The sequence below is a fragment of the Virgibacillus oceani genome, from assembly GCF_014638995.1.
GTDB lineage: Bacteria > Bacillota > Bacilli > Bacillales > Amphibacillaceae > Virgibacillus_E > Virgibacillus_E oceani.
In genome coordinates this window covers 94,816-110,367 of the sequence record NZ_BMFR01000005.1, presented here as the reverse complement: position 1 = coordinate 110,367, position 15,552 = coordinate 94,816, and the positions used below count along the sequence as shown (strand labels likewise).

The window sequence follows — 15,552 nt, the reverse complement described above, 5'->3', positions numbered from 1 at the left end:
TATAGGGGGAGTAAAATGGCTAAGGGGTTTATTTTTGATTTGGATGGTACCGTTTATTTAGACAATAAACTTATTGAAGGGGCAGCGGAAACCATTAACCAGTTAAGGGAACGTGGAGATAGGGTAGTCTTCCTAACGAACAAATCAGTTGAAACGATCAATAACTATGTAGATAAATTGAATCGATTAGGAATCGACACCAATAGGGATGAAGTTATCAATTCGAACTATTTAGCTGCAAGGTATTTACAGTTTAAATTGACAAATAATGAAAAAGTTATGGTTATTGGTGAAAAACCCTTGTTTGACGAGTTAACAAATTTTGGTATTCCCATTACAGAAAATAGTAAGGATGCTAGCTATGTAGTTTTGGGGTGGGATCGTCAATTTACCTATGCCAAGTTAAATAATGCATTTCAAGCTTGGCGGAATGGTGCGCGTGTTATTGCTACCAATCCTGATAGAACTTGTCCGGTTGAAGGTGGGCAGGTTCCAGATTGCGGTGCGATGATAGGGGCAATGGAGGGAGCGACAGGTGAAAAGGTTGAATTGATCCTTGGGAAGCCTTCCGTACATGCTGCCAAATTTATTGTGTCCGAAATACTGAAGCTGCCACCTGAACAATGTTATATTATTGGGGACAGATTGGAAACAGATATCAAAATGGGGCTTGATTACGGATTGCAATCGGTTCTTGTTCTTACAGGCGTTACGAAAACGGATATGCTGAAAACTGCTCTAGAAAAACCATCGATAGTACTGGACAGTATTAAAGGGGTTGTGAATTTATAAATGTAAATTCCATAACTTTGGGTCACCGGAGGAAATAGCTAATGCACCTGCTTCTAGGCCATTTAGTATTTCTTCTTTGTTCTTTATTAGCCCGCCTGCAATTATTGGCAGGTAGGTTAATTTGGTTAAATCGTCAATAATATCGGGCATTAAACCAGGAAGAATTTCAATTGCATGAGGCCTGCAATGGTGTGCGATTTCAATTCCTTTATTCATTGCGTTACGATCAATTAGAAATATTCGCTGGATAGTCATTAAGCCTTCTTCTTTTGCAAATGTAATTAAATTGCTTTTTGTTGTAATAATTCCCTGAGGATTCCACATATCCGCTATGTATTTTATGGCGCTTCTGGAATTTGAAAGTCCGTCAATAAAATCAACATGAATAAATGTCGTTTTATTTGCCTTTTCCAACCGGTCTAAATAATCTTTTGTTGTGATCAAATTTCCTGTTAACAGAAAGATAATGTTAGAACCTGATAGAATAGCTTTATCTAAATCCTGCTCTTCTTTGACAGATGCAATTACTTGTGATTGAACAATATCCACCATTTTATCCATTTAAATGCCACCTTAGTTATGAATTGGTATTGATTTTAGACAATTTTAACATATAATACTTTGCATCATGCAAACCAAAAGAAAACTGCCATCACATAGGGATAATAGGTCTATTTACGTTCCAAAAAGATTAATGTATGATTATTCTAATAAAATATATAAAAATGGAAATCTTGGAAATTACTTTTTAAAGTGAGTGATAAAGTGTTCAAAAATAAAAGATCGTTGCTTTTATATCGATATCTATTATCATACATGATTATTTTTTTAATACCGTATATAACGATAAGTGTTATTTTCTACCAAATGTCAGTACACAATCTCAGGGAAGAAATCATTCAGAGTAATACTGAAAAAATAGAGCAGGTCATGGATTTCGCAGATACCAGAATGAAAGAGTTGAAAAACCTGGCAACCAGAATATCTTTTGATCATCGTTTAACACCATATATGTTTACACAGCCATATAGCAGCAAACTAGCAATTGAACAATTAGGATCATATAAAGTAAATAGTTCAATTATTAATGGATTATATTTATATTATCAGGGTGAGAACCAAATTTATTCACCCAGAGGCACTAGCTCGGTGGATACTTTTCTCAACACAGCGTACCGAATAAAGGAAAGTGAAATGAATAAATTGAAAGAAAAAATGGAAGCGATTACAAAGCCGGAAGTATTTCCAATTGAATTACTATCAAAGAATAATAGACGCAATCATATCATTACCTATATGTATCCTATACCCATGAATAATACGCTTAGTTATGGTTCTGTGGCATTTTTTGTAAAGGAATCTGCATTTAAAAAGATGACCCAAAATGTATTAAGTGATTTTAAAGGCAATATGTATATATTTAATGAAAAGAGTGAATTGCTTGCATCCAATAGCAATGGTGAAAAGCTTGAATTGGAAGAAGTAAGGAAACTGGCACGGGGTGAAACGGGTGTCTTTAATAAGACGATCGACAAAGAAAATTATTCATTTGTAACTGTTCGTTCGGATAGCAGTAAATGGACATTTCTGACCGCAATGCCTACAGCCCAGTTCTATGGAAGAATGTCCAGCTTGAAGCTAACGATTATTATTATACTTTCCATCATTGCAATCGTGGGTATCCTGACAACAATCTACATGTCGTTTCAGCAATACAAACCCATCAAAAGCATTGCGTTGGCATTAAAATCAAAACAATCCGAGCAGATGCCTAAAAGAATAAATAAAAATGAATTGGAAAGTATCCGGGAATCTATCGAACTGATTCATGAGGATAGTGAGCAGCTTCAGAAAAAAATGAAAGCGCATCGTCCATTTATCAAGGATCAGTTACTGCTATTATTATTAAAGGGTGACATAAAAAAACAAACGGAAATAAATGATTTATTAGTAGATTTAAAGATTGATTTTAATGGGGACCGTTTCTTTATTTCCTTAATATCATTTAAGGATAGAATTGAAGAACATGAATCATTGCAAAGCAGAGAAAAGATATTAAGCCTATTGGCAAAAATGACGTATAAAGACTGTGTTGGTTATGGAGTGGAATTAATACATGACAATGCAGCAGCATTAATTGTAAGCATGAAGGATAATAGCAAAGATCCTATTGTTGCGCAGCAGAATTTTGTAGAAAACCTGAAGCAGCAATTGAGGCAATACAGTAAAGTAATGCCGACAATAGGAATTGGGAAAGTTTATGAGGGGATAGGCTGGATTAACCGCTCCTTTATTGAAGCTAATGCTTCCATAGAATATGATCTGTTAAACAAGGATAATACAATTTATTTTGAAAATATGACACCATCCAATGAAGGTCTATTTTGGTATCCGATAGATGATCAAGCTAAATTTATTCAGAGTGTAAAACAAGGTGATGCTGTTGTTGCCAGAGAAACATTAAATACAATTTTCAGCAATTTGAAGGAACAAAATGCATCCACCTATATGCTGCGCTGTATGTGTTTTGATATTATTAATACCATTTTAAAGAATACCCTGGAGCTGGGAATAAACCTAGGAACGGTACAGGTAAAAAGGCTTACCGAATTCAAATCATTGGAGGATCTGGAGCATACACTTAATATACTCCTAACAGATATTTGTGAAGAGGTAGAAGAAAGGAAAGAAAGTCATAACAGCATGCTGCGGGATAATATATTGGAGTACATTCACGGACAATATAAATCCCATGAATTAGGTCTCGAACATACAGCGGAAAAATTCCAATTGTCAGCATCGTATCTTAGCAGATTTATGAAGGAGCAAACCGGAAAAACGTTTACTCAATTTGTCTGGCAGCTGCGTAATGAGGAATTTAAAAGACAATTAACAGAAACAGGCAAGCCTATTAAGGAAATTGTACTGGATATTGGCTATGTGGATGTAGCGAACTTTACCAGAAAGTTTAAAAAAGAGGAAGGGGTAACACCTGGACAATACAGAAAGAATAACCGGAATTCAGCTTAACGTAAGAAATAACAAAGTACAAATATGAATTACATATCAACAGTAAGCTTTGATTATGCTATTGTTTTATCGAATATAAAATATAGCGGGCTTGTTGTTGGATGTAATTTTTTTGTGGATTTTTTAACTTAGGAGGGGATGAAATGGGGGCAGGTCAACCAAATATTCTATTTATTATGAGTGATGATCATGCATCACAAGCAATTAGCTGTTATAACAAACGTTTGATTGATACACCAGATATTGATCGGATTGCTAATGAAGGGATACGCTTTGATAATGTTTATTGTACGAATGCATTATGCGCTCCAAGCAGGGCGACAATTTTAACTGGGAAATACAGTCATATAAATGGCGTGAGGGGTCTGTCTGACAAATTTGATGGTCAGCAGCAGACTTTTCCCAAGCTTTTGCAACAGAATGGTTACGAAACTGCAATTGTCGGGAAATGGCACTTAGGGCATGGTGGTAATAGTGATCCAACTGGGTTTGATTATTGGAACGTCTTTCCTGGTCAAGGAAAATACTATAATCCAAATATGATTGAAATGGGTAAACAAATGACTGTGGAGGGGTATGCAACGGATGTAATTACAGATTATGCACTAAACTGGCTAAATTCGAGAAATAAGGAACAGCCTTTTATGATGATGGTTCATCATAAGGCACCACATCGGCCTTGGCAGCCACCGGAAAAGTATGTCACTCTATTTGAAGATATGGAAATAGAAGAACCAGTCACCTTTCATGATGATTATCAAAATCGTGCTCAAGCAGCAATGATGGCAGATATGCGAATCGAGGATTTAACGGAAAATGATATAAAGGGAACTCCACCTGAAAACTTATCTCTACAGCAGCTAAAAAAATGGAAATATCAGCGGTACATAAAGGATTATTTACGGTGTGTCGTCTCAATAGATGATAATGTTGGAAGGTTACTAAACTATCTTGATGAACAGAATTTGTCTGAAAACACGGTTGTTATTTATACATCTGATCAGGGCTTCTTTTTAGGTGAGCATGGCTGGTATGACAAACGATTCATGTTTGAAGAATCATTGCGCATGCCTTTTGTTATGCGATATCCAAAAGAAATTCAGCCGGAAAGTACATCAAGTGAAATGGTTATCAATAATGACTTTGCCCCAACCATTTTGGATTACGCCAGGGTAAAATTTGATAAAACGATGCAGGGAGAGAGCATACGTCCAATAGCAAAAGGGGCTGCACCAGCTAATTGGAGAGAATCCATCTATTATCGGTATTGGGAGCATTTAACAACCCACAATGTTGTAGCGCATTATGGAATTAGAACAGATAAGTATAAACTTATTTATTACTATGGGGATCCTCTGGATGTTAAAGGAGCAGTACCTAAAAAAGTTAGGCCAGAATGGGAATTATTTGATCTGGAGCAAGATCCTTTGGAATTAAGAAATATTTATAATGACCCGTTTTATATTAATATCGTAAAGGAGTTAAAACAGGAATTGCGAAGACTTCGGGTGAAATATCAGGATACTGTGTGAAATATAACCTGCAGACCAATCTCATCTTGAAATAGATTTTGACGCTATGCTTATAACCACGACTTCTTCAAATAAAGACATGCAACTGCTGTATGATTGAAATCAAAATGTAAAGGGGTTTTACCATGAAAATCAAAGCAATTGCACATCGTGGGTATCCTGTAAAGCATCCTGAAAATACAATTTCCTCTTATCAGGCTGCCCTTAATTTAGGTTTTACACATGTAGAATTGGATGTTCAGTTAAGTAAAGATGGTGTTCCTGTTCTCATGCATGATTCAACAATTGATAGGACTACAAATGGCCGGGGAATGGTGAAAGGGTACACCCTTAAGGAATTACAGGAATTTATCGTAGGGGACAGGGAAAGAATACCTACACTGGAAGAAGCACTCCTATTCGCCAAAAATAGAATGGCAGTTAGTATTGAAATAAAACAAAAAGGTGACTTATATTCCGGTATAGAAGAAGCAGTGTTCCACGTTATCAAAAATACCGGTATGTTAGAACAGGTATATGTTAACTCATTTGATCATTACACTATCGCAAATATGCGAAAGCTCTCAGATGAATTGGAATTAGGAATCATACAGCATGGGGCCACTCCAGCTGTTATACCATTTATGAAAGAAATTAACGCAACCTACCTGTCGTTAAGAGTCGAATATTTAACTAAAGAGTACGCGGAAGTTTGTAAAGAAGCCGGAATAACGATTGTTGTCTGGCCGGTTGATAAGGAATGGCAATTTGATAAAGCAGTAAAATATTCGAATGTGTTATGTACTACCAATGAATTAGAGTATTTTAAATCACTTTATATTAACTGTAAGCAGAACCCTTGAGGCAATAGTCTTAAGGGCTCTTTTAATAATCTTTACGTTGATTTAGTTAAGCGTTAATAAAGTCTTAACAATTGTAGTTTATTCTAAATAATGTATGGTTTGTCATGTTTTACATACTGATGGCAAAAGACACATATTAAAAAGTGGCAATAAATGTGGTAATTTGCAGATGACACCGCGAGACTGAAAATGGTGAAAATAATGACTAGTATAATTCCTTTTTACTGGATTTCATTTCATACGGTGTCAAAGGAACTATTAGGAGGTGTACGTGTTTTTCGGTGTTAAAAATACTATTGGGGAGGTAATTTTATCAAAAGTAAGTTGATCTATCTGCTGTCAGTACTATTGATATTTAGTATGCTTCCAGTAAACGCCATTTCATTTGGGGCTGTTTATGCTGAGGGATTAGAACAATCCAATGTAAACAATGCAGAGCTACCACACTTACTGATTACAGAAATAATTCCAGATTCAACTAATGTAAACAGTGTGGATGGATATGAATTCATTGAGGTTTACAATAATACAGACAAGGAAGTTAATTTCAAAGATTACAAGATTCATTATCGATATCCAGATGGACCGGATTATGATCAGGTCTGGGGAGCAATTCCAGAGGATGTATTAATTAAATCAGGTGAAACAATGGTTTTTTGGGTAATGAATGGACAAAATTCCGATCAGACTGTTTCGGATTTCAATGCCAATTATGGTACCAATTTAGTTGAAAATGAAGATATCGTTAGGCTTGACGGTAATTCGGTTTCCAATAGCAGAAAACGAAGCATCATTGTCTCGACCAATACTTGTCACGAAATTGTAGTTGCTACTTACAATGATGGTGTTGATGATACACAACCTGACAAAGGGATCTTTTACAAGTATCCTGAGGATGGTACTAATAATATGGTTCAGACGAGTGCGGGGACTGAACCTGCTACACCAGGATCATTAGAAGAAAATCAGGTGCCGGATACCCTGATTGATACAGGTGAGGATTCAACCCCACCAGCCATTGAAAATCTGACTGAAGTAACCGAATCAGCACCAACCGAAAATATCGATATTAGTGCTGACACACAGGATGACTCGTTAGTAAAAACATTTACGTTATTCTATAAAAATAGTAAACAAAGCATCTTTAAGGAAGTGAACTTAACCTTAAACCGTGAGGATAATCTATATCACCACTCTATTAAATTTCTTGATGTAATAGGGAGTGATAAACTCGAATATTATTATGTGGCATCAGATGGTGTCAATAAAACAACAAGTGATATTTATGAGATTGATATTGTTGATGACAATGCAAGTCCAAGGTTAAATATATCTGATGGAGATATTTTGACTGGCGAGACAATTATAAAAGGCAGTATAAATGGGGTAGATCCTGATGATATCGTTCTATCTGTTGATGGGTCTGAAATTATAAACACATATAGATCGCTAGAACAAAAAGCATATTTTGTTTTTGAGGGTGAAGGACTAAATAATGGTGCACAAAATGGTGTGACAATAGGGGAGGAGATTATCGAGATAGTAAATGGTGTGACCGGCTATACATCTGTTATAGTGCCCGTTGATCCTGATCAATTACAACAAGGTAACAACGAAATGGCAATACGTGCTGGAGATACGGAGGGACCATTTTTTGAAGATACTTTCCCTCCAGAACGAACTGTTGATGATTTTGATGTACGAAATGTCAGGTTAATTTTAGCAGACGGAACCGTAATTAGAGATCCAGAGTATAGTGATCCAGTGGAGAAAATACACGTTGGGGACGAAACATACCGGGCTGCTTTCTTTAATTTTAATTTACCAGCGGAAAAACTAACGTCATCAACCTATAACCTGGATACGAATGCGTTGTCTGATGGAGAGCATCTCATTTCTGTTGCGGCTACCGGTCATGGTGAGGCATCAGTCTGGGTATTAGTCGATAATAATGGCCCGGTTATCCAAACTTCAATTGAGGAAGGAAAGGAATATAAGGGTAACTTTACTATTGATGTGACAACAAATAGTGAAGGTTCGGAAATTGAAAGTCTTGATGTGGTGCTAGATGGATCGCCAATTGAGGTTCCTTATAAAACCTCTTCTATCGATCTTGCCGCTGGAGAGCATTCTCTTGAGGTGACCGCTATTGATAAGGCGGGGAATAAGAGTCAAAAGCTTGTTAACTTTTCAGTAGTGGAGGAAATGCCAAATAAACCGGAAGTGATTTCTCCAGAAGACGGTGCAACTGATATTACTGCGAATCCGGAGTTAAGTGTTCATGTTAGTGATCCGACGAATGATGAACTGGACGTCAGTTTTTACCAGGGTAGTAAGCTTAATGTGGAGAATAAAGAAAATGTTGTTGCCTATAGAAATGCGGTTGGTACGGAGCCACCGCAAAAAAGAGTACCTGACGGTGAGACTGCCTTAAATGAGGAGGAATATGCAAAACTAGTATCTTCAGATGATGAATATATCATTACCGATTCAACGAAAGAGTTCCCGTATTTACGATTTGAAGTGCAGGTAGGAGAAGACTTGGATAATAACGATATGGTTGAATTAATTTGGGAAGGCAAATCGCTGGAAGGACGTAAAGTGACCATGTACGCATGGAATTATAATGAAGAAGATGGAGAAGGAGCATGGGTTGCCATCGACACGTCAATCGCCGGGACGGAAGAAGACTTCATGCTGACAGCAAATGTTAGCGTTGAAGACTTTGTTCGGGATAATAAGGTAGATGTGCTAATACAGGATCAAATCCCGCCACCGGAAAATTATGATTATACATTCGCATGGATGTCAGATACACAGTTTTACACTGAAATTTGGCCCAATATATTTGAATCACAGGTGAATTGGATAAGAGATAATCAAGAAGACATGAAAATTGATTACGTATTCCACACAGGTGATATCGTTAATGAGGTAAATGAAACGTATCAATGGGAACGGGCAGATAAATTTATGGGCGTATTAGATAATTCCGATGTACCGTATGGAGTACTTGCAGGAAACCATGATGTTGACCTTGAGAATAATAATGACTATACAATTTATTCCCAATACTTCGGAGCAGATCGATTCCAGGACAAATCCTACTATGGTGAATCATACAAAAACAACCGAGGACATTACGATTTAATATCTTCCAATGGTAATGATTACATTATGATTTACATGGGATGGGGAATTGTGGATGAAGATATTGCGTGGATAAATGATGTATTGTCTATGTACCCAAACCGTAAAGCAATTTTAAACTTTCACACCTATTTGACTCCTGATGGAACCCGGTCAGCAATTGGGGAAAAATTATATCAGGAAATCGTTGTACCGAATGAAAATGTAGTTATGGTTTTATCTGGTCATCTTACTGATAGCGAGCTTCTAACAAGTGAAATCGATGATGACGGCGATGGGAATCCAGATCGAAATGTGTATCAAATGCTTTCGGATTATCAAGGTAATCCTGAAGGCGGGGCTGGATATATGAAGCTTCTGCACTTTGATACAAGCAGTGGTAAAGTTTTTGTCAATACCTATTCACCTTACCTGGATGATTATAACTATTATGATCCAGAGGAATTTCCAGGGAAAGATGAATTTACTATTGACTTGGATTTGGAACCAGAAATTAAACGTGTAGCTACTGACTACTTTGAAGTTAATGTATACACGGATGAAAAAATCGGAACAGTTGAAAATGTACCAAGCGGTGAAAATGCGGAAATTGAGTGGAACGATTTGAAAGAAAACCAAACATATTACTGGTATGCAAGCGTAAAAGATGATTTTGGCGGACATGCCAGATCAGATATTCAACGCTTCACAACTGGGGATATGTTGCCTGCTCCAGATAATTTGCGCATTACCAAGAAAATGGATACTTCCGTTAGTTTAGCTTGGGATACGGTTATGGAAGATGAGAAGCAGATATCCTATGATGTTTACCAAAATGGTGAGCAGATTGCTTCGACTGAATACACAGCATATGAAGTTAAAGGATTAGTTCCTAATACAGAATATCAGTTCACGGTTGTAGCCAAAGACGGAAGTGGAAAGAAATCGGAACCGAGTAATTCAATTACAGTAATGACATTGATGAACTTATCAGAACTACAGAATCTAGTTAATGAATATATCGATTCTGACGATTTAAGAGCTCCTTTAGCAAACCAATTAGTGAACAAGATGAAACAGGCGGAAAAGTTTTTTAATAAAGGTTCTGTAGAAAAGGCAGCAAAACACATGGAGGGTTTTTTAAAGAGCTTGAATAACAAGTCAATGCAAAAGTATATTTCTGAAGAAGCAAAAGAATTGCTTAATCAAGAAGCAGCGTTATTGCTGGAGTCATGGTCTTCGATCTAAAGAATTTCATTTGTTACGAGATCCCTGTAATCAAATTACGCAGGGATTTCTCTTTTCATAGTTAAATTAGCTTTGTAAAGGCATCAAATATGGCAATTGTAATGTTTTACATACTTCAGACAAAAGATACATATTATAAAAATTCAGAACTCATGGTAGCTTGGGAATGAACAGAAAACTATTTGAGAAATGCGGTTGCATTGTCATTTTTCTTAGGAGAAATATTACTGACACTTCATACCAAATCACATATGTTTTCGCGTAATAAATACTCTTCGTTGCATTGTCTGGATTATCAATATCAATCGATATAGAAGCAGAAGGGTTAAGAAGCTATACGACGGTGTTTGTCATGTATTACATAGTACAAACAAAAGTGACATATTAAATACATCGAAAAAAAATGATAGGTTGAAGGAGAGTATTATTTAGGCATTAATAATGCATTTCATTGGTGAATTTTCTTTGCGGACCGTTTTTAAGTCCTTTGAAAGCGATAACATTTGCCTTGGCCGAGTGGTTAAAAATGAAAATGTGCAGGATGGCTAGATATACGTGCTGCATGCTTACTTTTTTGTTCTATATAGTGATCACGGAATGTAAAGGAGGTGAAAGCGATGGATTAATTTGGTGATAACAAGTAGCTATTAAACTATTAGATTATTATTGGAGGGATAATGTTGAAGGTAAAAAAATTGCTATTACTTTTATTTGCTGTTCCACTTCTGTTATTGGTTGCTTGCAATAATGAAGATGAAACCAGTGCACCGGAAATGGATAAGGAAGCAATGGAAAACTTTAATGAAACTGGTTATCCAATTGTTGATGAACCTATCACAATCAATTTTATGACTCGAAAACCGCCAACAACTGCTGACGATTATAACGATGTCTTAGTTTGGAAAACGTACGAGGAGAAAACCAATATCAAGATAGATTGGGGATTGGTACCGTCAGAAGGGTTTGAGGAAAAAAGCAATCTTTCACTGGCAGGCGGGGATTATCCTGAGGCATTTTATACTGCTAAATTTTCAGATGTAGACATCATGAAATATGGCGAACAAGGGGTTTTCCTTGAATTAAATGAATTAATTGATAAATACATGCCAAACGTAAAGCAGCTTTTTAGCGAACATCCGGAAATTAAAAAGGCACTTACGAATGCAGACGGAAAAATCTATTCACTTCCCACAGTTTATTCACCTGACTTCACATCAATGACAAGCAATATCAAACCTTGGATCAGGCAGGATTGGCTTGATCAATTAAATATGGAAATGCCACAGACAACCGAAGAATTTTATCAATATCTTAAGGCGGTAAAAGAAACAGATTTAAACGGTAATGGTAAAGCAGATGAAATTCCGTATGGCAATAATTCTGTCGCTGGCCTGATTGGTTGGCTAAAAGGAGCCTACGGGATCGGAAATAAAGGACGTAAGCAGGGATTTGTCGATCTTGACCCCAAAACAAATAAATTACGTTTTTATTGGACAACGGATCGCTGGAAAGAAATGCTTGAATATATAAACAAGCTATATAGCGAAGGACTTATTAATAAAACAATTTTCACTATGGAGACCAATGAGTATCATGAGACTGGATCGCAGGGATTATATGGCAGCACGGTAACCACAAGTCCAGAGACACGTTTCGGGCGTGACGAATATGTTGGGATGCCGCAATTGGAAGGTCCGCATGGTGATAAGGATTGGGTTTATGTTACAGCACCAGTTGTTCATAAAGCAGCATTTGTAATAACGGATAAAAATAAGAATCCTGCAGCGACTGCGCGGTGGATTGATTATTTTTATGGTGATGAAGGTGCAAAATTGTTCTTCATGGGAGTAGAAGGTGAAACCTATGAAGAGACGGATAATGGCGAACTGGAATATGTTGACATGCTCACAGATAACCCAGATGGATTGACCTTTGAACAGGCATTAAGACCTTATATTACATGGCTTGGTGGAGGATATCCGGCACTAGTTCAGTCGGATTATTTCAAAGGGGCTGAAAACTCACCTGCATCAATAGAAGCAACTAAAAAAATAGAACCAGATATTATTGAGGAGACATGGCCGAGTTTTCCATTTACAGTGGAAGAAAACCAAAGACTTGCGGCATTGAAAGCTGATATTGAAAAATATGTAATTGAAATGCAGGATAAATTTATTGCCGGTGAAGAACCTTTTTCGGAATGGGATAAATATGTGGAAACAGTGGAAAAAATGGGTCTTGAAGAATACATGGAAATACAACAGGCTGGATATGAAAGATTCAAAGAAAGTTAACTTATGGTAATACCAACATTCCTAAATGATTCAAAGTAATTGCTAGAAAATATACAGGCACCTATTCCTGAGGTTTAGGTGCCATAAAATCATCTTAGATTTAATATGAGCCATTATTGTTATTAACTTTGGGAGGTTGTTAGATGAAATCCAATGGAGAACAACTCAATATACCCTATTCGAAAAACAGAAAGTTTTATAGGGCGAAAAAGAACCTTTTTTTAAATTGGCAATTATATGTTTTCCTTTTACCAGCTCTTACATACTTTTTCATTATTCACTACATTCCTATGTACGGTGTGCAAATTGCCTTTAAGGATTTTATCGCGACGAAAGGGATCTTGGGCAGCCCGTGGACTGGGTTTGACCATTTTGAGCGTTTTTTTAATTCATATTATTTCTGGAGGTTATTGAAGAATACACTTGCTATAAATTTCTATCAATTGCTGCTGTTTCCGTTACCAATAATTTTTGCCCTTATGTTAAATGAGCTAAGAAATGGGGCATTTAAGAAATGGTCACAGACTTTAACCTATGCACCTCATTTTATTTCAGTAGTAGTCCTAGTTGGTATGCTTGTTGCTTTTTTGGATCCTTTAACTGGATTGGTCAATAACGCTATTGTCGCATTAGGAGGGGAGTCTGTTCCATTTTTAACCAGTCCGGAATGGTTTAGACATATATATGTGTGGTCTGGTGAATGGCAAGCATTAGGCTGGGGTACCATTATTTATTTGGCTGCGCTTGCAGGAGTGAATCCTGAGCTGCATGAAGCGGCTAAAGTGGATGGCGCGACCCGCATGCAGCGGATACTGCGCATTAATTTACCTTCTATCTTACCGACTGTAGTAATATTGTTCATTTTGGATATAGGGAAGTTCATGTCAATCGGTTTTGAAAAAGTGCTCCTGATGCAAAACTCGTTAAACTCCGAAACCTCTGATATTATTCAAACTTTTGTTTATGAAACAGGTTTACTGGAAGGACAATATAGTTTTGCAGCTGCAATTGGTCTATTTGATTCTATTATTAATATCATTTTACTGGTAATTGTAAATCAAATTGCCAGAAAAACGAGTGAAAACAGCTTATGGTAGGGGGATGCAGTATATGAAAAATCGTGGACTTTCCGACAAAACGTTTGATAGGATTAATAAACTTTTTGTAACTTTCATAGTCCTTATAGTGGTATATCCGCTGATTTTCGTTATAAGTGCGTCTATCAGTGATCCAGGGGCGGTATCAACAGGAAAAATGTGGTTATGGCCGGTTGATATTACACTTGAGGGATTTAAACGTGTTTTCCAAAATCAGGATATATGGACCGGTTACAGAAATACAATTTTCTATACATTATTAGGTACATTGATACACCTATTTATTTTATTGCCCTGTGCGTATGCATTATCCAGAAAAGAATTAAAGGGTAAAAAGATTATATTGTGGTTTATTTTATTTACGATGCTATTTAATGGGGGTATGATTCCTACCTATTTGGTAGTTAAAACACTTGGGATGTTAGATACAGTTTGGGCTATTGTTATTCCAAATGTGGTTGGTGCGTGGTCCATCCTTGTTGCGCGTGCCTTCTTCCAACAAACTATTCCCAACGACTTAGTTGAGGCATCAAAAATAGATGGAGCTTCAGACTTCCATATATTCAGAAAAATAGTATTACCATTATCTTTACCGATCATAGCAGTTATGGCATTGTTTCATGCAGTTAGCTTATGGAATCAGTACTTTAGCGCACTTATTTATTTATCGGATAGGGATATGTATCCACTTCAGTTAATCCTTCGTGAAATCCTTATTGTTAATCAAATGGGACTTGAAGAGGGAAGTGCTGGGGTTATGGAGTCACTCGTTGAGCAAGTTAAGACAGCTAGTTTAGTTAAATATGCAGTAATTATTGTATCTACACTACCGTTATTAATTGTATATCCATTTCTACAGAGATTCTTTGTAAAAGGCGTTTTGATTGGATCTGTAAAGGAATAATAGGGAACAGTCAATAGGAGGTGTAAAGTTGAGTAATTTTGTAAATGGTTATTATCGCCTTTGTGTTTGGATAACACGAATGGCCTATGTGAATATATTGTGGGTTTTATTCTCCGTTGCTGGAATAGGGATATTCGGCTTTTTACCAGCTACAGCTGCAATGTTTGCTGTTGTTAGAAAATGGGTTATGGGGAATGAGGACATACCTATATTCACTATTTTCATGAAGTCGTATCGCAAGGAGTTCATAAAAGCAAATATAGTAGGATACATTTTACTATTAATTGGTTATGTATTGTTTGCTGAACTCCAGATACTATGGGCGCAGCAAAGTACAATTTATTTTGTTGCAGGATTCGGTGTCCTAGCAATATTCTTTATGTATTTTATTGTTTTACTATATTTATTTCCGATTTTTGTCCATTTTAATTTGTCCACATTTCAATATATTAACTGGCCAGCAATTATTGGAATTGTACATCCAATATTAACAATTGTATTGGGAATTGGAATTGTTTTTATACACTATTTCACATTTGTTACACTTCCAGCATTATTGTTCTTCTTTGGCGGAAGTGTTACTGCATATATTCTGATGTGGGGAGCATCTAAGACTTTTTCAAAATATGAGCAGGTTGAGGCTGCCTGAATGGTTCAAATTAGATTTATGAAAACGGATAAGGG

General features: G+C 36.5%; 10 protein-coding genes. 9 read left to right on the top strand and 1 reads right to left on the bottom strand.

Annotation, left to right across the window (positions count from 1 at the left end):
• The first annotated feature begins 15 nt into the window (after positions 1-15).
• Complete coding sequence (locus tag IEV74_RS08525) at positions 16-792, top strand: HAD-IIA family hydrolase (RefSeq protein WP_188454957.1); 777 nt, start codon at positions 16-18, stop codon at positions 790-792.
• Here IEV74_RS08525 and IEV74_RS08520 read toward each other — a convergent pair.
• Positions 787-1,353 carry a glycerol-3-phosphate responsive antiterminator gene (locus IEV74_RS08520; protein ID WP_188454956.1) on the bottom strand — a complete coding sequence of 189 codons (567 nt, stop codon included), beginning with the start codon at positions 1,351-1,353 and terminating at the stop codon, positions 787-789. The genes IEV74_RS08525 and IEV74_RS08520 overlap by 6 nt on opposite strands.
• Before the next feature lie 390 nt (positions 1,354-1,743).
• Here IEV74_RS08520 and IEV74_RS08515 point away from each other — a divergent pair, with 390 nt between their 5' ends.
• The 8 genes from IEV74_RS08515 to IEV74_RS08480 all read left to right on the top strand — a co-directional run bounded on the left by IEV74_RS08515 (position 1,744) and on the right by IEV74_RS08480 (position 15,517).
• Positions 1,744-3,822 carry a helix-turn-helix domain-containing protein gene (locus tag IEV74_RS08515; RefSeq protein ID WP_188454955.1) on the top strand — a complete coding sequence of 693 codons (2,079 nt, stop codon included), beginning with the start codon at positions 1,744-1,746 and terminating at the stop codon, positions 3,820-3,822.
• A gap of 143 nt (positions 3,823-3,965) precedes the next feature.
• Entirely contained in the window at positions 3,966-5,354 is a 1,389-nt protein-coding gene (locus IEV74_RS08510) for a sulfatase family protein (RefSeq protein WP_188454954.1), read from the top strand.
• Between the two features lie 125 nt (positions 5,355-5,479).
• Positions 5,480-6,196 (top strand): glycerophosphodiester phosphodiesterase, encoded by a 717-nt coding sequence (locus tag IEV74_RS08505; RefSeq protein ID WP_188454953.1) that lies wholly within the window; start codon positions 5,480-5,482, stop codon positions 6,194-6,196.
• A 360-nt stretch (positions 6,197-6,556) separates the two neighbouring features.
• Positions 6,557-10,573 (top strand): FIMAH domain-containing protein, encoded by a 4,017-nt coding sequence (locus IEV74_RS08500; RefSeq protein ID WP_188454952.1) that lies wholly within the window; start codon positions 6,557-6,559, stop codon positions 10,571-10,573.
• Positions 10,574-11,250: 677 nt separating this feature from the next.
• Positions 11,251-12,867: an extracellular solute-binding protein gene (locus IEV74_RS08495; protein ID WP_188454951.1), complete on the top strand. Its 1,617-nt coding sequence runs from the start codon at positions 11,251-11,253 to the stop codon at positions 12,865-12,867.
• A 143-nt stretch (positions 12,868-13,010) separates the two neighbouring features.
• A complete protein-coding gene (locus IEV74_RS08490; protein WP_188454950.1) occupies positions 13,011-13,964 on the top strand; it encodes an ABC transporter permease in 954 nt (317 codons plus the stop codon).
• Positions 13,965-13,977: 13 nt separating this feature from the next.
• Complete coding sequence (locus tag IEV74_RS08485; RefSeq protein WP_188454949.1) at positions 13,978-14,868, top strand: carbohydrate ABC transporter permease; 891 nt, start codon at positions 13,978-13,980, stop codon at positions 14,866-14,868.
• 28 nt (positions 14,869-14,896) lie between these two features.
• The gene (locus tag IEV74_RS08480; RefSeq protein WP_188454948.1) at positions 14,897-15,517 is read left to right on the top strand and encodes a YesL family protein; all 621 of its coding nucleotides are present in this window, start codon (positions 14,897-14,899) and stop codon (positions 15,515-15,517) included.
• Positions 15,518-15,552: the final 35 nt, after the last annotated feature.